Genomic DNA, 17,864 nt, shown 5'->3' with positions numbered 1-17,864 from the left:
AGAGTTCGGCGCCGCGCTACGCAGCCTTGCTGAAACTGCGACCGGCACTGCCGAAATAGGCATCGAATGCGGACGCCACGGCGCGGATCATGAAACGGTTATCGTCGCACACTTGCACGACATCGGCATTGAGATCCACAACACCATCATCCACGAGTTCCCGAAGCCTCGTATTGTTGTCCGTCAATAGCTTGGGGTCGAAGCCGTGCGATGCGGCTATGGTTGAAAGATCAACGCGGAAATCGCACATTAGCCGCTCGATCACCTCGGCGCGAAACCTGTCCTGCGCCGTCATTGCATAGCCTTTGGTCGTGGCAAGTGCGCCTTCCGAAATGCGCTTGGCATAGAGACCAAGCGGCACCTCGTTCTGGACATAGCCTTCGGCAAAGCGTCCGATCGAGGATGCGCCGAGGCCAATCAGGGTCCGGCATTCGTCTGTTGTGTATCCCTGGAAATTCCGGTGCAGTCGGCCGCTCTCGGAAGCAACTGCCAGATCGTCCTTTGGAAGCGCGAAGTGGTCGAGACCGATGCGGATGTAGCCTGCGGCGACGAGGGCGCCGGCAATGGCTTCGGCCTGCTCGTTTCGCTCCTGCGCGCCCGCCAGCACATTTTCGTCGATGAGCCGCTGGTGCTTCTTGAAGCCCGGGACATGTGCATAGCCGAACACAGAGAAGCGGTCCGGCCGCATCTCGATCGCCGCTTCCACGGTCTCGATGCAGGACCGGACCGTCTGGAAGGGCAGTCCATAGATGAGGTCGAAATTGATGGCATCGATACCATTGGCGTGCAGCCAAAAACAGCCTCGGTGGTCGTCTCCGCCGATTGAACGCGGTTGATTGCCTTTTGCACGAGAGGATCGAAGCTCTGTACACCGAGACTTGCCCGCGTGACACCGGACTGCCCCAGCGCACCGGCCATGTCTGCAGTGAGCGTCCGTGGATCGATCTCGACGGCGATCCGCGTCGAAGTTCCGATCGCGAAGTTTTCGCGCAAGACGCCGATCAATGCGCTGAATGCCTCCGGCGCCATGATCGTCGGCGTGCCGCCACCGAAATGGATCTCGCCAATGGCAAGCGGTTCCTGTCGTGTTTCAGCGACGAGGCGGATTTCCTTCTCCAGCACAGCGAGATAATCGCGGATCGGCTGGTCCCGCTCGGTGATTGTCGTGTGGCAGCCGCAATACCAGCACATGGCGCGACAGAAGGGGATGTGGAGATAAAGCGAGGTGCTTTCGCCTGAGGGCACGGACCGCAGCCATTCGACGTAGTCGCGAGAGCCGATGTCGGACGAGAACAGAGGCGCTGTTGGGTAGCTGGTGTAGCGGGGCAGGCGCGTCTCGCCATATTTCTCGATCAGTGTTCTGGTCATCGGGCTCCATCCAGACAAATTCAGCTTCCTAAGTGATAGTCAGACGATGGCGATCTGTCTTTGATCCATCGCAATTCCTTGCGTTGAAACTTTCTGAAGCTGTTCGATTCTCCGGATTTGCAGCCCGCCGTTTCAGACGTGTTAAAAAAGCAGATTTGGCGGTCATGTTTGATCTAGGACAAGTCCAGTGCGGCCTTGAAAGGGCACCATGCGCCGACAAAACAAGTCGAATGGCTTTTGGTTCAGGAGCATGAAATTGAGCAAGTTCATCATATCACTCGTCAGCGGCGCCGTTTTAGCTGCATCCTTTTCGTTCGCAGCCAGTGCGGCCGATTTCGAAATTCATATGCTCAACAAGGGCAAGAACGGCGCGATGGTTTTTGAGCCTGCCGGGATCAAGATCGCCAAAGGCGACAGCATCACCTTTGTCCCGACCGACAAGGGACATAATGCCGAGGCCGTTAAGGGACTGATCCCCGAGGGCGCAAGCCCGTTCAAGGGCAAGGTCAATGAGGCCATCAAGGTCACGTTCGACATGCCCGGCGCCTACGCGGTCAAGTGTTTGCCGCATTTTGCCATGGGCATGGTTGCAGTCGTTATCGTCGACGATGCCCCAGCAAACCTCGAAGCCATCAAGGCTGCAAAATTCCCTAAGAAGGCGCGGGAACGGCTCGATGCGGAGATCGCCGCGCTCGGCCTTTGACACTGTAAACAGTGTGGCCGACAACGGCACCTGCGCCCGCTATTCATGAAGAGATGTGCACGCGTTGATCACACGCGCGTGGACACTCTATTCTTTCGCGTGCTACAAATCGCAACGTCCGCATGCTTCGTGCAGATGATGAGTGAAGGCAACAGGTGTAGTCTCAGATGATGCCGCATGGGAACGGTGCCTCCGGGACGAGCAATGCTTCGCTAAAGCTGGCCCCGAAAATCGCCAAAAAACAAACTGCTTGATCGCGGCTCTGGTCGCCTGTCTTTCCATCCTGCTTGCCTTTTTTGCGCATGACATCTTGGCAGGGGGACATTCAGCCTTTTCATTCCGGCCGTTCTGGTCACATCCGTCCTGCTCGGATTTGCACCGACACTTGTGATCGCAGGACTTCTCGGCGTCGTGGCAATTCTCTTCGAAATGCGTTCGGACCTTGATCCCGAAACGCCCTGGCTCGAACTCGGGCTGTTTGTCGTGGTTGCCATTGCTATCGCGTTCGTCGGCGCGGCCTTGAGAGACGCGCGCGAAGCCGCTAAAATTGCTGAAACAGCTGTCCATATGCGCGAGACGCATCTCAAGACCATCCTTGATACCGTGCTCGACGCTACGATTGTCAGCGAGCAGGATGGCACGATCGTTTCCTTCAATGCCGCCGCTGTGCGGCAGTTCGGATATGCTGAGGAAGAAGCCGTCGGGCAGAACCTGCGGATTTTGATGCCCCAACCCTACCGGAACGAACATGACGGCTACCTGCACCGTTATCTGGCGACGGGAGAAAAGCGTATCATCGGCGTCGATCGCGTTGTTGTCGGACGTCGAAAGGACGGTTCAACCTTTCCGATGAAACTTGCCGTCGGCGAAATGCGCTCCGGAGACAAGACCTTCTTCACCGGCTTTGTCCGCGATCTCACCGAACGAGAGGAATCCGCCGCCCGCCTTGAGGAAATCCAGGGTGAGCTGGCAAGATTAGCCCGTCTGAACGAGATGGGCGAGATGGCATCGACGCTTGCCCATGAACTCAATCAGCCGCTTTCGGCAATTGCCAACTATGTCCACGGTTGTTCGCGGTTGCTTCGCGGCATCGACACCGATGCGGCCGTGATGATGCGGGAGGCCCTTGACGAGGCCGCCAGCCAGTCGCTCCGAGCCGGCCAGATCATCAAGCACCTGCGAGAATTCGTCACGAAGGGTGAAACCGACAAGGCACCACAGAATATCCGGCAGCTTGTCGAGGAAGCGGGCGCGCTGGCATTGGTCGGCTCGCGTGAAAAAGGCGTGCGGACGGTTTTCGACTATCGCCCGGGCGCGGAAATGGTGATGGTCGATCACATTCAGATTCAGCAGGTGCTGACAAACCTCATTCGCAACGCCATCGAAGCGATGAAACAGGCGTCCGAAAAGCAACTCATCGTGCGGACACAACCCGGCGGTCCGGGTGAAGTCGCAGTCACGGTGGAGGACACCGGTTCCGGCATTCCCGAGGAAATCTCCGCCCAACTCTTCAAGCCGTTCACCACGACCAAGCCCGGCGGCATGGGGATTGGACTGTCCATATCAAAGCGCATCGTCGAAGCCCATGGGGGAACGATGACGGTGTCGCATACTGCTTCCGGAGGCGCGAGTTTCCGGTTTACCCTTCCGGCCTATGATGAGAAGGAAGCTCATGTCGAAGGATGATTTCACCGTCCATATCGTCGACGACGAAGAACCGGTCCGGAAATCGCTGGCCTTCATGCTGACGATGAACGGCTTTGCCGTGCGCATCCATGAATCGGCGACAGCTTTCCTTCAGTTCGCGCCCGCGGCGCGCGATGCCGTGCTGATAACGGACCTGCGCATGCCCGACATGACAGGCGTCGAGCTGATCCGAAACCTTGCGGCCCTGCAGAACAGGATCCCTTCTCTGGTGATCACCGGACATGGCGATGTTCCCATGGCCGTCGATGCCATGAAAGCCGGTGCCATCGATTTCATCGAGAAGCCGTTCGAAGATACCGTCATCATCGATGCCATCGTCCGGGCGGCGGGACAGTTGCACGACCGGAGAATAACGACGGATTCGATCGAAGATGTGCGGGAGCGCCTAGCGACGCTCAGCGATCGCGAGCGACAGGTGCTTTCCGCCGTGGTCGCCGGCCTGCCGAACAAGGCGATCGCCTATGATCTGGATATCAGCCCACGGACGGTCGAGGTTCACAGGTCCAATGTCATGGGCAAGATGAACGCAAAGAGCCTCCCTGAACTGGTGCGGATGGCTTTGGCAGCTGGCTTCGGGCCGATCTGACGATCTTCGCGGTTTTTCTTGATTTAAAGCAAGGCGTGCTTCTCCGCTGAGGCGTTAGGTCGATGTTTGCGGCGGGCTTTTCCTGTTCGCGAGCAGCGGAACATCAACTTGCAGCCACTACAGACCATTGTTGCAATTGCCATGGATGATGCCTTGTTGCGCTCTCTTGCGTTCGCGCTTGGAGTCGAGGGGTATAGCGTTCAACCTTACAATACATGGCATGCGGCACGCGCCATGATGGCGACGTCGATTTGTGTGATTGTCGATATCGATATCTGCCGCGACGACGCGGATGCCAGGCGGTCCCTGCTGGATCCCGAAAGCAGGATTGTTCTGCTTTCCGACGGCATGCCTCCGCCGGCCCTTTCGCCGAGTGTTTGCGTCATTCCAAAACCGCTGGACGGATCGGATATCCTGGTGGGGGTCGATCAATTTCGCCGTGCGCATACGTAAAACCCCGTAGTGGTACAACCGAATTTCGCGGTCCCTCTCAAATGCTCATAGTCCCTTCAACAAATCGAGGGACACCATCATGTTCGCAGGCGCACTTCCGGCCAACGACCGCTCCATTCAAGCACCCGGCACAGCGACGGCGGCCTATCTCCAGCGGCCGCGGCAGATCAGCCTGATTGGCCCCGATGAGGAAATCTACCGCCAGGGTGACAGGTCTGGCTCGCTCTACCGGGTCGAGTTCGGCGCCATCAGGATATACCGGCTGCACGCCGATGGCCGACGGCAGGTTGTCTCCTTTCATCTGGCAGGTGAAACCTTTGGTCTAGAGGCTGGCCGTACCCGCAGCTTCTTTGCAGAGGCAATGGTTCATACGGGTCTTACCAGCGCAGGCAGCACATCGGGTGAAACGGCATCCCAGGAGCTCATGGCTATGGCGCTTCGCGAAATGATCCGTGCGCAGGAGCATCTGCTTGTCCTTGGCCGGCAGAGCGCATTGGAAAAGCTCGCGGCGTTCCTGCTGGACATTTCCGAAAGACAGGGCGACCTCAATCCGATTGACCTTCCCATGACCCGCATCGATATCGGCGACTATCTCGGAATGACAATCGAAACCGTTTCCCGCAGCTTCTCGAAACTCAGGGACGAAGGAATCCTGCGGCTGCACAACGCGCGGAGCGTTGAACTTCTGCGTCCGGAAAAGCTGCGCCAGTTGTGCCGATAGGCATCTGCCGTTTGATCCGAATCAAAGACTGCAGCCTTTTCTTCCTGTTCTTTGCCGATCGGTGCAATGCGCGCGGAAAAGGGTGTGCGAAATGGACGACCTGAGTTTGCGAAACCTTGTCCTGGCGACGTTGGAGCGCCTGCCGCTTATCACTGCCTCCGAAATTGGGGTCGCGGTGCATCATGGCATTGTCATCCTGACGGGCATCGTTCCGGACGAGAGCCATAAGGCGCTGGTCGAATGTACCGTGCTGAACCTGCCCAATGTTAGGGGACTGGCCCAAAAGATCCATGTCTCCGCCGATGTCGATTTCCTCGATACGGATGAACAGATTGCGATGCGCCTGATCAGAATGGTCGATTGGAATATCTCCAAGCCCGAAAGAGATATCCGGGTGAGGGTTGAGGATCGTTGGGCGACTTTGAACGGTCATGTGGGATGCAGGGAAGATTTTGAGAAAGTGGAACAATTCGCATCGGTTATTCGGGGGTGCTGCGGGTTCACCAATCATCTGATTGTGACAGATGCGAAGGGGAAGGCAACGGCCGCGTTCGAAGACGAGGCTGCCTGACCTGCCCGGCCCCGCCGTGATCTCGATCAAACGACACAGGCGGCCTGCCGATTATAGAGCCGCCGACAGGCTTGCGACACAAGAGGATGAATTTGCGATGAGCGAACGAAAAGACGGCCACCTTTCTGAGGTGCCCGTTCTTTGTATGACCTGCGACGCAAGGCTTCGGGGCGTTTGCGGCGTCCTTGATCCGGATCAGCTTCTGTCGCTTGCCAGAACATCCTCGAAAAAGCGGCTCGAAACGGGAGCGGAACTGATCGGCGAAGCGCAAGCCATCGAAGGCTATTCCAATATCCTGTCGGGGGTCGTGAAGCTGACGAAGGGGCTGCCTGATGGCCGAGAACAGATCGTCGGCCTTCAGTTTGCTCCGGATTTCATGGGACGACCGTTTCAGGCCGAGAGCGCCATCACGGCGCAGGCCGCCACCAATGTCGTTCTCTGTTCATTTCCGAAGCGGACAATCGAGGCGTTGATCCGCCAATCGCCGCTGCTTGAGCATTTCCTTCTCAAGCAGACCCTGCGGGAACTCGACGAGGCGCGGGACTGGATGCTGACGCTTGGCCGCAAGAACGCCTTGGAGAAGGTCGCGAGCTATCTGCTGCTGATCGCCAATGCGATTAATCCGGCCGTCCAGCCGGATTCCCAGACGATCGCCTTCGACCTGCCGATGTCGCGGCTGGAGATCGCCGATTTTCTTGGTCTTACGATCGAGACCGTCAGTCGCCAGCTGACAAAGCTTCGCATCGATGGTGTTATTGAGATCAACCAGAACCGGCATGTTGTTGTTGCAAACCCGAATCGCCTTCGACTGCGTTCCGGTTGCTGAGGGTTTTGTTGCGAATAGCCGGGACAACGTGTTCATCCTCGAAGGCAACATGGCGACGAAGGCCGTCGAAGAACCCGCGCAGCATGAAGCCAAAGGTTTCGGCCTGATCGACAGGACCTCCATGGCCGATTTTCAACAGGATACCGGTCAGGTCGGCAGCGAAACACTCGTCGGAAATATGCTCGGCGCGCAGCCTGTCGGTCGATATGGTCTGCCCACGAGAGGCAGCAAGCTTCTCATAGGCGGGAAATATCACTTTTTCCTCATATTCGTGTGCTCGCTGAAGAGCAGGCAGTAGTTTTGCCGCGATCGAAAGACAGCTTAGCGCATCGACCGCCGCAGGCAAGCTGTCGGCAATGTCCTCAAGCTCCTGGCACATCGCCACCTTCTTGTCATGGATAAGTCTCATGGCCTCGATGACATCGCGCCTGCCAAGCTTCTCCTGCGACAGACATTCGATTTCGCAGCACTCTGGATAACCTACGTTTTCCCTCCGACTGCCTGACATGGTTCCGCTCCTGCTCCCATTGATAGCCGATGGTGGTTCATGTCGAGTGGGGATTCATTGACATAGATCAATGCCGTTGCTCTCCCGATGAGGGACATCTTCGACCATCAAAGAGTCGGGGACCGTTTCATGAGGCACGCATCGTCAATCATCAGCCTGGGGCTATTCAGCTTCCTGGCAATACTTGCCGCAGCCTTCGCGCATGACCAGGCATTCGCCAACCACATGTGGGTTCTGGCCATTGTTCTGGTCATATCTGTTATGGTGCTGTTGCGCCGGGAGAATTTTCAAGCCGCGGCACCGGTCGATCCATCGGCCTACATGGACGGGCCGGTCCGCTACGGTACGATCGCCACCATGTTCTGGGCAATTATCGGGTTGCTGGTCGGCCTCGTTGCTGCGCTGCAACTGAGCTATCCGTCCTTGAACATTGAGCCGTGGTTCAATTTCGGCCGAATGCGCCCCTGCATACCTCGGGCGTGATCTTCGCCTTTTGCGGCAATGCGCTGATCTGCACATCGTTCTACGTCGTGCAAAGAACGTCGCGGGCGCGGCTTTTCGGCGGCGATCTCGCCTGGTTCGTCTTCTGGGGTTATCAGCTCTTCATCGTCATGGCGGCAACTGGCTATCTGCTTGGTATCACCGAAAGCCGCGAATACGCCGAGCCGGAATGGTATGTCGATCTCTGGCTGACCGTCGTCTGGGTCGCCTACCTCATCGTCTTCCTCGGAACCATCGTGAAACGCAAGGAGCCACACATCTATGTGGCCAACTGGTTCTACCTGTCCTTCATTGTGACGATCGCCATGCTGCATATCGTCAACAATCTCAGCATGCCCGTGTCCTTCCTCGGTTCGAAGAGCTACTCCGCCTTCTCCGGTGTCCAGGATGCGTTGACGCAGTGGTGGTACGGGCACAATGCGGTCGGCTTCTTCCTGACCGCCGGCTTCCTCGGCATGATGTATTATTTCGTGCCGAAGCAGGCCAATCGCCCTGTCTATTCCTACCGGCTCTCGATCATCCACTTCTGGGCGCTGATCTTCCTTTACATCTGGGCCGGGCCGCACCATCTCCACTTTACCGCGCTGCCGGACTGGGCGCAGACGCTTGGCATGGTGTTCTCCATCATGCTGTGGATGCCCTCCTGGGGCGGTATGATCAACGGCCTGATGACGCTTTCGGGCGCCTGGGACAAGCTGCGCACCGACCCGATCATCCGCATGATGGTCGCAGCCATCGCCTTCTACGGCATGTCGACCTTCGAGGGGCCGATGATGTCGATCAAGAGCGTCAATTCCCTGTCGCACTACACGGACTGGACGATCGGTCACGTGCATTCCGGCGCGCTTGGCTGGAACGGGCTCATCGCCTTTGCGGCACTCTACTATATGGTGCCGAAGCTCTGGGCCCGCGAACGCCTGTATTCCATGCGCATGGTCAGCTGGCACTTCTGGCTGGCGACGCTCGGGATCGTGGTCTACGCCGCCGTCATGTGGGTGGCCGGCATTCAGCAGGGGCTGATGTGGCGCGAGCACGACGAGCAGGGCTTCCTGGTCTACTCCTTCGTCGAAAGCGTGGCCGCTCTCCACCCCTACTATCTCATTCGTGCATTGGGCGGTGCGCTCTATCTGGCCGGCGCCCTGGTGATGGCCTGGAACATCACGATGACGATCCTTGGATACCAACGCGACGAAGCGCCGATCGGCGGATCGCTTCCTCGCTGCAGCCTGCCGAATAGGAGCCCGATATGGCCTTAATGGATAAACACGCGATCATCGAGCGCAATGCCACCCTGCTTCTGATCGGATCGCTTCTCGTGGTCACCGTTGGCGGCATCGTTGAAATCGCTCCGCTTTTCTACCTGCAGAACACGATCGAGAAGGTCGAGGGAATGCGTCCCTATACACCGCTGGAACTGGCCGGTCGCAACATCTATGTGCGGGAGGGTTGCTACGTCTGTCATAGCCAGATGATCCGACCGTTCCGCGACGAGGTCGAGCGCTACGGACACTACAGTCTCGCGGCCGAGTCCATGTACGATCATCCGTTTCAGTGGGGGTCGAAACGGACGGGACCGGATCTTGCAAGGGTGGGCGACCGCTACTCCAACGAGTGGCATGCCCAGCACATGGCCGATCCACAATCTGTGGTGCCTGAATCCATCATGCCGAGTTACGCCTTCCTGAAGACGACGCCTCTGGCGATCAAGGACCTGTCGGCGCATCTGACCGCCAATGCACGGGTCGGCGTGCCTTACTCCCAGGAGATGATCGACGGTGCCGTCGAGGACGCCAAGACCCAGTCCACACCGGACAGCGATACAACGGCGTTCGATGCCCGCTATCCGAAGGCGAAAAGCGGCGACTTCGACGGCGATCCGCAAGCCTTGACCGAAATGGATGCGCTGATCGCCTACCTCCAGATGCTCGGCACGCTGGTGGACTTCAAGACCTACGACGAGACCGGTGGAGACCGCTAAGGAGAAAAGACCATGGACTACCATATCATGCGAACATTCGCCGATAGCTGGGGGCTCGTTGCCATGCTGGCTTTCTTCGTCGCCGCCTCTGCCTTTGCCTTTCGTCCCGGAAGCAAGAAACTCAGCGAAGATGCCGCCAGCATCCCCCTGAAGGATGACTGACATGAGCGAAAAACATATCGATGAAGTTTCCGGCGTCGCAACCACCGGTCACGAATGGGACGGCATCCGCGAACTCGACAATCCGATGCCGCGCTGGTGGGTCTGGACGTTCTACGCGACCATTATCTGGTCGCTTGGCTATGTCATCGCCTATCCCGCCTGGCCGCTGCTGACATCCGCGACGCAGGGTGTGCTTGGCTACTCGAGCCGCGGCGAGGTGCGTAAGGACCTTACTGCCGCCGATGATGCAATGGGCGCCTACAGGGCGGCCATCAAGGACAAGTCGGTTGAGGCGATACTCGCGGACGATCAGCTCCGCAGCATCGCTGTCGCGGCCGGCGGGGCGTCGTTCAAGGTGAACTGCGTCCAGTGTCACGGTTCTGGTGCTGCGGGCTCGCAGGGCTTTCCAAACCTCAATGACGACGACTGGCTTTGGGGCGGAAAGCCGGATCAGATCCAGCAGACGCTTGCCCATGGCATTCGCTTCACCAAGGACGATCAGACGCGCGATTCGCTGATGCCGGCCTTTGCCGATGTCCTGGACAGCGCTCAGATCGCACAAGTGAGCACTTACGTCGTCAGTCTCTCGGGTCCCGTCAAGAATGCATCGCTCGTCGAGCCGGGCAAGACGGTGTTCGCGGAAAATTGCGCGGCCTGCCATGGCGACGACGCCAAGGGCAACAAGGAACTCGGGGCGCCGAACCTGACCGACGCGATCGCCCTCTATGGTGCAGACGAGGCGGCGATCGCAACGCAGGTGCGTGCACCGCGCATGGGTGCAATGCCGGCTTGGAACGCCCGTCTTGGGGACACCGCCATCAAGGAACTCGCGGCCTTCGTTCATTCCCTTGGTGGTGGCGAAAAGTAGATTGCTTGATCTCGATCAAGATCAAAACTCGATACGGCTGGCATGAGTGATCGTGCCAGCCGTTCTCGTTTTACGCCTGGCGAGAATTCGACGAAAGGTTGGCGCTTCATGCAAGATCAGGATGTAACAAGGCTGGATGCCGTTGCGACCAACTCGGCAGCCAACCGGCAGCCGCTCTACGCGCGCCGCAAGAAAATCTTTCCGAAGCGGGCGTCCGGTGCCTTTCGTCAGTTCAAGTGGATCGTCATGGCGATCACGCTTGGCATCTATTATCTGGTTCCGTGGATCCGCTGGGATCGCGGTCCCTTCGCGCCGGATCAGGCCGTCCTGATCGACATGGCCAACCGCCGGTTCTATTTCTTCTTCATCGAAATCTGGCCGCAGGAATTCATTTACGTGGCCGGCTTGCTGGTCATGGCCGGCATCGGCCTGTTTCTCGTGACATCGACAGTCGGAAGAGCCTGGTGCGGCTACACCTGTCCGCAGACCGTCTGGGTCGATCTCTTCTTGGTCATAGAGCGCTTTTTCGAAGGTGATCGTAATGCGCGCATAAAGCTTGATGCCGCGCCCTGGTCCTTCACCAAGCTGCGTATCCGCGTCATCAAACACCTCTCCTGGCTTGTCGTCGCGGTTCTGACGGGCGGCGCCTGGATCTTCTACTTCGCCGATGCGCCGACGCTTGCGGTGGATTTTGTGACCGGAAATGCCGCTTTCATAGCTTATGCCACCGTCGCGGTCCTGACGGCGACGACCTATGTATTCGGGGGCCTCATGCGAGAGCAGGTCTGCACCTATATGTGCCCCTGGCCACGCATTCAGGCTGCGATGCTCGACGAAACCTCGCTGACCGTCACCTACAACGACTGGCGTGGCGAACCCCGGTCCCGGCATACCAAGAAGGCTGCCGCGACCGGCGCAAGCGTGGGGGATTGCGTCGATTGCAATGCCTGCGTCGCCGTCTGTCCGATGGGCATCGACATCCGTGATGGCCAACAGCTCGAATGCATCACCTGCGCGCTCTGCATCGATGCCTGCGACGACGTCATGGGACGGCTTGGCAAGGAGCACGGCCTTATCAGCTATTCGACGCTGAACGATTATGATGCCAACATGGCGATCGCGACCCGGTCGGGAAGCTGTTCCATCACACCCGAACTTGTCCGCAAGCCGGACGGCACGTTTTCCGACAAGCTGGCGCATTTCCACGTCCGCAAACTGTTGCGGCCACGCACATTCATCTATTTCGGGGCATGGAGCGCCGTCGGCGTCTCGATCGCCTTTGCGCTCGCCACACGGGATCGCCTCGAACTCAATGTCCTCCACGATCGCAACCCCCAGTTCGTTATCTTGTCGGATGGCGCGGTCCGAAACGGTTACACCGTCAAGCTGCTCAACATGGTACCGCAGCCTCGGACCGTTGTTCTGAAGCTCGATGAGAGCTTCGAGGGCGCCTCGATGACAGTGGCGGGTGATGACACCGCAAATGTCCTTGAAACCGAAGTCGTGCTCGAACCGGACAGGCTGAAGACCATCAAGGTTTTCGTGCGGGCTGACCCTGAGGTGCTGTCCGGAACATCGCAATCGTTCACCTTCGTCGCCACGGATCCCACTACGGGCGAGCGTGCTGACTATACCGCCACCTTCAATGCACCGGAGAAACTCAAGTGAAAACAAGCGCGCGCAGCGGAGAGTTCACCGGACGGCATATGCTGATGATCATGCTGGCCTTCTTCGGCGTCATCATTGCCGTCAATCTTGGAATGGCAAGGCTTGCAGGCTCCTCCTTCGGTGGCCTCGTCGTCAAGAACAGCTATGTCGCCAGCCAGGAGTTCAACGAAAAACTGGAGCAAAGCAGGGAGCAGCTGGCTCTCGGATGGACACCGACCTTCCAGGTGGTCAAGGGGACGATCCGTTACCGGCTGACCGACAAGGACGGCAACATCATTGCGGCGACGGCCGCATCCGTCCAGTTTCGCCATCCGTCCTACGAGGCTGCCGATTGGAGCGTCTCGCTGAAGCGGACTGATGACGGCAGCTTCGAGGCGGTGCAGGCCGCTCGCGACGGAACCTGGATTGTCCAAATCGACAGCGACGTCGGACGCGCCGCACCTTACCGCGATGTGCGCCGGATCGTGATCCGCAACGGAGAATTCAAATGACCTGCTGCGCAACCTCTGCCGGGCTGGCGGTAGACATTGAATCTGCCAGAAATGCGGGACCATCCGCCGACGAAATCCTGTTTGCCGCCAAGAAGCTGGGAGACGGAACCTTTCAGACCGATCTCTCCGTTCCCTCGATGCACTGCGCCGCCTGCATGCGCACCGTCGAAAACGGACTGACCGCGCTTCCGGGCGTGATATCGGCGCGTGTCAATCTTTCGACCAAGCGCGTCACGGTCAAATGGAAGGGAGACGAGGCACCCGCGTTCATCTCCCATCTCGACTCCATGGGCTACCCTGCGCATCTGACAGACGAGTTTGTTTCGGGCAAGGACAAGACCTTGTCCGAACTGCTGCTCGCCGTGGGGATCTCCGGTTTCGCCACCGGCAATATCATGCTGCTCTCAGTGTCGGTCTGGTCAGGGGCGGAAGGTGCCACCCGCGACCTCTTCCACTGGATATCCGCCCTCATCGCCATTCCCGTCATCGTCTTTGCCGGACGCATCTATTTTCGCTCCGCCTGGAACGCCTTGCGGCATGGCCGGATGAACATGGACGTACCGATCGCCATCGGTGTTTCGCTCGCCTATTCCACCAGCCTCTACGAAACCGTCACGCATGGCGAACATGCCTATTTCGACGCTTCCGTCTCGTTGCTGTTCTTCCTTCTGATCGGGCGCACACTCGATCATGTCATGCGCGACAGAGCCCGCGCCGCGGTCAGCGGTCTCGTCCGGCTTTCGCCGCGCGGCGCGGTTCGTGTCGGGAAGGACGGGAGCCGGGACTATATTGCCATTGGTGAAATCGAACCCGGAATGGAGCTTCTGATTTCGGCCGGTGACCGAATTCCCGTCAATGCGACCGTCATCGATGGCGTGTCCGAACTCGATTGCTCGCTGGCAACGGGTGAGAGCGCCACCCGCCACATTTCTCCCGGGGCGGATATTCTGGCGGGTACGCACAATCTTTCCGGCCCGCTCATTGTTCGTGCCTCTGCTGCAGCCAAGGATTCGTTCCTTGCCGAGATGGTGGGCCTGATGGAGGCAGCCGAACAGGGACGCGGGACCTACCGACGGCTGGCGGATCGCGCATCGGCGATGTATTCGCCCGTCGTCCACATCACGGCCTTGGCAACGTTCATCGGATGGATGTTTGCAACAGGCGACTGGCACCACGCCATCACGGTGGCGACCGCCGTTCTGATCATCACCTGCCCCTGTGCGCTCGGCCTTGCAGTTCCCATCGTTCAGGTCGTTGCCGCACGGCGGCTTTTCGAGAACGGGATCATGATGAAGGATGGCGGCGCGCTTGAGCGGCTTGCCGAAATCGACGCCGTCGTCTTTGACAAGACAGGCACGCTGACCACCGGAAGCCCGGTCCTGCAGTCGGCATCCGTGCTTGGAGATGGCGAGATGCGCATGGCCGTCGCCTTGGCGCGTTCATCCGGCCATCCCTTTTCCCGTGCCATTGCCAAGGCACATCCTCACGTTCCAAACACAGTCCGGCTTGAAGAAGTGTCAGAGCATCCGGGCCTCGGCATTGAGGGCCGGGCCGGCGGATACACATGGCGGCTCGGCCGTGCATCCTGGGCACTGGCACCATCAGAGCAGACCAGCACGACGACCGGCACTGTGCTCTCTAAAGACGGCGTGATGCTTGCATCCTTCGATTTCTTCGACGACCTGAGGAGGGACGCCGCCGAGGCGGTCGCGGCACTTCGTGACGAGGGCATCCCGATCGAAATCCTCTCGGGTGACCGCAGATCATCAGTCGCAAACGTCGCTTCCCTGCTTTCCATCCAGGCTTTCAGTGCAGGCGTGTTGCCTGCCGACAAGGTAAGCCGCCTGCAGCACCTTAAAACATCAGGTGCACGCGCGCTGATGGTGGGCGACGGCATCAACGACGCACCGGCTATGATGGCGGCCCATGTCTCTATGGCGCCGGCATCTGCCGCGGACATCGGTAGAAGCGCTGCCGACTTCATCTTCCTGCGCGACAGCCTGAAGGCGGTGCCGCTTTCGCTGAAGGTCGCCAGGCATGCGGAGCGGCTGGTGAAGCAGAACTTCACGCTCGCGATCGCCTATAACGTCATCGCGGTTCCGATTGCGGTCATGGGCCATGTCACGCCGCTCATTGCAGCCATTGCCATGTCCGGCTCGTCGCTGCTGGTGATCGGCAATGCGATGCGGCTGACAGCCGGAGAAGGGTGGCTCAAGCGCCATGCTTCGTTGCCGTGGACAAGCCGGAAAGTGGTGGATGCCTGATGGAAACGCTCCTTTATCTCATGCCGATCGCGCTTATTCTGGGCGGGCTCGGGCTCGCAGCCTTCGTCTGGGCGCTCCGATCCGGCCAATACGAAGACATGGACGGCGCGGCTGAACGCGTGCTGGTCGACGATTAACCTTGATGCAGATCAAGGCCCTCGCGCGGGGTCTCCGATAAAATGATCCCTATAGGCGGAAACGTCGCTCTTGGGAGATATGATATGTCATACAAATCCATTCTTGCCGTGGTTGGTGTGGACGAGGAGAAGCGCGACCTGCACGAGGCGGTCGAACTCTGCCGGGAGATTGATGCGCACCTGTCCGTTGTCGTCGTGCTTTTGGCCCCGCCGCCGCCGATGGGCGATGCCGGGATTATCGCAACCGTGTGGCTGGAGCAGTCCCAAGCCGAACAGGAGCGTCTCAAGGCTTATGTGATCAAGGTCAACGACTTGCTCTTGCAAACGGGCATCTCCTATTCGGTGGAAGCGAAATTCGCAGCAATCGCCAGTGCCGGTGACGATCTCGGCGAGCAGGCCCGGTATTCGGACCTGACGATCATTGGATCCGGGCTGAGATTCGATCCTGATCTGAAATCGCGCGCTATCGACGGCTGCCTTTTCAACTCCGCACGACCCATTCTTCTACCATCCAGCAAGAGGCCGATGTCATTGCGGCCGAAGACGGTCATGATTGCGTGGGACTCAAGCCTGGAGGCGACCCGTGCCGTCGGCGCGTCACTGGATATCATCGCCCAAGCGGAAACTGTCCGTGTTGTCCTGGTCGATCCGCAAGCCGATAGACGGCAGAATGGCGAGGAGCCCGGTGCGGATGTCGGCCGATACCTCGCCCAGCATTCTGCATCCGTCATCATCGATCAGCTTCCATCCATGGGGCGCCCGATCGCCGAAGTCCTGCAGCAACACGCTACTGATATAACGGCAGACATGATCGTCATGGGGGCTTATGGACATTCAAGGATTCGAGAGCGAATCTTTGGCGGCGTGACGCTGTCCATGATCGACGACGCCAACGTCCCGGTCTTCATGGTCCATTGATGGATGCACCATGCTGGATTGCTGCCGTTCCTGCTTTTCCGTTGATCTGCGTCAATTCCTGTTTATGGCCTGTTGTTAGACTCTCGAAATCGGATGTCTGGAGACAAGCATGGATTTCGAGAGTTTCTTCAAGCGCGAACTTGACGGCCTGCATCAGGAAGGCCGCTACCGTGTGTTCGCGGATCTTGAGCGTCAGCGGGGCAGTTTCCCGAAGGCGACGCGCTATGCTGCCAATGGCGAGAAGCAGGACGTCACTGTCTGGTGTTCGAACGACTATCTCGGCATGGGCCAGCATCCTAAGGTGATCGAGGCCATGAAGAGCGCCATCGACCAGTGTGGCGCGGGTGCGGGAGGCACCCGGAATATCTCGGGCACCAACCATCACCACGTTGTGCTCGAGCGCGAACTGGCCGATCTGCACGGCAAGGAGGCGGCCCTTCTGTTCACCTCGGGTTACGTTTCCAACTGGGCAGCACTCGGCACGCTCTGTTCGAAGATCCCCGGCGTGATCGTGTTTTCCGACGCCGGCAATCATGCCTCGATGATCGAGGGCATCCGCCATTCGAAATGCGAGCGGGTGATCTTCAAGCACAATTCCGTCGCCGATCTGGAAGCCAAGCTGAAGGCTGCCGATCCGCGTGCGCCAAAACTCGTCGCCTTCGAATCGGTCTATTCGATGGATGGCGATATCGCGCCGATCAAGGAAATCTGCGACGTCGCCGAAAAGTATGGCGCGATGACCTATCTGGACGAAGTCCATGCGGTCGGCATGTACGGCCCCCGCGGCGGCGGCATTGCCGAGCGCGAAGGCCTGATGCATCGCCTGACGGTGATCGAAGGCACGCTCGGCAAGGCCTTCGGCGTCATGGGCGGCTATATCGCGGCATCGACGGCGCTGTGCGATTTCATCCGTTCGTTTGCATCGGGCTTCATCTTCACGACGGCACTGCCGCCGGCGCTGGCTGCCGGCGCGGTCGCCTCGATCCGGCATCTCAAGGAAAGCCAGATCGAACGCTTTGCCCATCAGGAGCGGGTGCGGCGCTTACGCAATCTGCTCGACAAGAACGGCATTCCGCACATGCCCAATCCGAGCCATATCGTGCCGGTGCTGGTCGGCGATGCCTCCAAGTGCAAGTGGATCTCCGACCTTTTGCTCGACAATTGCGGCGTCTATGTCCAGCCGATCAACTACCCGACGGTGCCGAAGAAGACCGAGCGCCTGCGCATCACCCCGACGCCGCTGCATTCGAACGAGGACATCGACCATCTCGTCGGCGCACTGCATCAGCTCTGGTCCCGCTGCGCGCTCGCAAGGGCCGTCGCGTAGTCCGATATGGACAATAACATCCTTGGCCCGCAACATCCGTGACCACGGAAGCGGTGAGCCCTCCGCCGCTTTCACGGCGAAGGGCTTTTTCATAAGACTTCAGAAGC

16 protein-coding genes and 3 pseudogenes are annotated in these 17,864 nt (G+C 59.0%); 17 read left to right on the top strand and 2 right to left on the bottom strand.

From position 1 onward, the window contains the following. Nucleotides 1-16: 16 nt before the first annotated feature. Nucleotides 17-1,368, bottom strand: a pseudogene (hemN, locus tag P6U16_RS10510) (oxygen-independent coproporphyrinogen III oxidase). Between the two features lie 256 nt (nucleotides 1,369-1,624). Here hemN and P6U16_RS10505 point away from each other — a divergent pair. From P6U16_RS10505 to P6U16_RS10475, 7 genes and pseudogenes are all read left to right on the top strand, one after another. Next, complete coding sequence (locus tag P6U16_RS10505; RefSeq protein ID WP_277703680.1) at nucleotides 1,625-2,071, top strand: pseudoazurin; 447 nt, start codon at nucleotides 1,625-1,627, stop codon at nucleotides 2,069-2,071. A gap of 333 nt (nucleotides 2,072-2,404) precedes the next feature. Further along, nucleotides 2,405-3,757, top strand: a pseudogene (locus tag P6U16_RS10500) (PAS domain S-box protein); the annotation flags it as partial. Continuing rightward, nucleotides 3,744-4,364 (top strand): response regulator FixJ, encoded by a 621-nt coding sequence (gene fixJ, locus P6U16_RS10495; RefSeq protein WP_277703678.1) that lies wholly within the window; start codon nucleotides 3,744-3,746, stop codon nucleotides 4,362-4,364. The pseudogene P6U16_RS10500 and the gene fixJ, both read left to right, overlap by 14 nt. 108 nt (nucleotides 4,365-4,472) lie before the next feature. Next, nucleotides 4,473-4,817, top strand: a complete 345-nt coding sequence (locus P6U16_RS10490) for a transcriptional regulator (protein ID WP_277703677.1) — start codon at nucleotides 4,473-4,475, stop codon at nucleotides 4,815-4,817. A gap of 79 nt (nucleotides 4,818-4,896) precedes the next feature. Then, nucleotides 4,897-5,538 (top strand): helix-turn-helix domain-containing protein, encoded by a 642-nt coding sequence (locus tag P6U16_RS10485; protein WP_277703676.1) that lies wholly within the window; start codon nucleotides 4,897-4,899, stop codon nucleotides 5,536-5,538. A 91-nt stretch (nucleotides 5,539-5,629) separates the two neighbouring features. Then, entirely contained in the window at nucleotides 5,630-6,109 is a 480-nt protein-coding gene (locus P6U16_RS10480) for a BON domain-containing protein (protein ID WP_277703675.1), read from the top strand. Nucleotides 6,110-6,206: 97 nt separating this feature from the next. Then, a complete protein-coding gene (locus P6U16_RS10475; RefSeq protein ID WP_277703674.1) occupies nucleotides 6,207-6,935 on the top strand; it encodes a Crp/Fnr family transcriptional regulator in 729 nt (242 codons plus the stop codon). On the opposite strand, the gene P6U16_RS10470 is transcribed toward P6U16_RS10475, so the two are convergent. Next, the gene (locus P6U16_RS10470) at nucleotides 6,871-7,314 is read right to left on the bottom strand and encodes a hemerythrin domain-containing protein (RefSeq protein ID WP_277703817.1); all 444 of its coding nucleotides are present in this window, start codon (nucleotides 7,312-7,314) and stop codon (nucleotides 6,871-6,873) included. The two genes, P6U16_RS10475 and P6U16_RS10470, sit on opposite strands and share 65 nt — an antisense overlap. 258 nt (nucleotides 7,315-7,572) lie before the next feature. Here P6U16_RS10470 and ccoN point away from each other — a divergent pair. The 10 genes and pseudogenes from ccoN (at nucleotide 7,573) to hemA (ending at nucleotide 17,757) form a co-directional block, all read left to right on the top strand. After that, nucleotides 7,573-9,181: pseudogene (gene ccoN / locus P6U16_RS10465) on the top strand (cytochrome-c oxidase, cbb3-type subunit I). A 9-nt stretch (nucleotides 9,182-9,190) separates the two neighbouring features. Beyond that, nucleotides 9,191-9,922, top strand: a complete 732-nt coding sequence (ccoO, locus tag P6U16_RS10460; RefSeq protein WP_277703673.1) for a cytochrome-c oxidase, cbb3-type subunit II — start codon at nucleotides 9,191-9,193, stop codon at nucleotides 9,920-9,922. A gap of 12 nt (nucleotides 9,923-9,934) precedes the next feature. Then, nucleotides 9,935-10,084 (top strand): cbb3-type cytochrome c oxidase subunit 3, encoded by a 150-nt coding sequence (locus P6U16_RS10455; protein ID WP_277703672.1) that lies wholly within the window; start codon nucleotides 9,935-9,937, stop codon nucleotides 10,082-10,084. A gap of 1 nt (nucleotide 10,085) precedes the next feature. Beyond that, the gene (ccoP, locus tag P6U16_RS10450) at nucleotides 10,086-10,952 is read left to right on the top strand and encodes a cytochrome-c oxidase, cbb3-type subunit III (RefSeq protein WP_277703671.1); all 867 of its coding nucleotides are present in this window, start codon (nucleotides 10,086-10,088) and stop codon (nucleotides 10,950-10,952) included. Nucleotides 10,953-11,060: 108 nt separating this feature from the next. Continuing rightward, nucleotides 11,061-12,620, top strand: coding sequence for a cytochrome c oxidase accessory protein CcoG (gene ccoG, locus P6U16_RS10445; protein WP_277703670.1), 1,560 nt, complete (start codon nucleotides 11,061-11,063; stop codon nucleotides 12,618-12,620). Further along, nucleotides 12,617-13,111: a FixH family protein gene (locus P6U16_RS10440; RefSeq protein ID WP_349017686.1), complete on the top strand. Its 495-nt coding sequence runs from the start codon at nucleotides 12,617-12,619 to the stop codon at nucleotides 13,109-13,111. The genes ccoG and P6U16_RS10440 overlap by 4 nt, the downstream gene beginning before the upstream one ends. Further along, entirely contained in the window at nucleotides 13,108-15,375 is a 2,268-nt protein-coding gene (locus tag P6U16_RS10435) for a cation-translocating P-type ATPase (RefSeq protein WP_277703669.1), read from the top strand. The genes P6U16_RS10440 and P6U16_RS10435 overlap by 4 nt, the downstream gene beginning before the upstream one ends. Continuing rightward, nucleotides 15,375-15,512: a cbb3-type cytochrome oxidase assembly protein CcoS gene (gene ccoS / locus P6U16_RS10430; protein ID WP_277703668.1), complete on the top strand. Its 138-nt coding sequence runs from the start codon at nucleotides 15,375-15,377 to the stop codon at nucleotides 15,510-15,512. The genes P6U16_RS10435 and ccoS overlap by 1 nt, the downstream gene beginning before the upstream one ends. 84 nt (nucleotides 15,513-15,596) lie before the next feature. Further along, nucleotides 15,597-16,430, top strand: a complete 834-nt coding sequence (locus tag P6U16_RS10425; protein ID WP_277703667.1) for a universal stress protein — start codon at nucleotides 15,597-15,599, stop codon at nucleotides 16,428-16,430. A gap of 109 nt (nucleotides 16,431-16,539) precedes the next feature. Next, nucleotides 16,540-17,757 (top strand): 5-aminolevulinate synthase, encoded by a 1,218-nt coding sequence (gene hemA / locus P6U16_RS10420; RefSeq protein WP_277703666.1) that lies wholly within the window; start codon nucleotides 16,540-16,542, stop codon nucleotides 17,755-17,757. Nucleotides 17,758-17,864 lie beyond the last annotated feature (107 nt).

This window comes from Rhizobium sp. 32-5/1 (genome assembly GCF_029537235.1).
Taxonomy (GTDB): Bacteria; Pseudomonadota; Alphaproteobacteria; order Rhizobiales; family Rhizobiaceae; genus Pararhizobium.
Note: the sequence above shows the minus strand (reverse complement) of the source record. Positions and strands in the feature narration are given on the sequence as shown.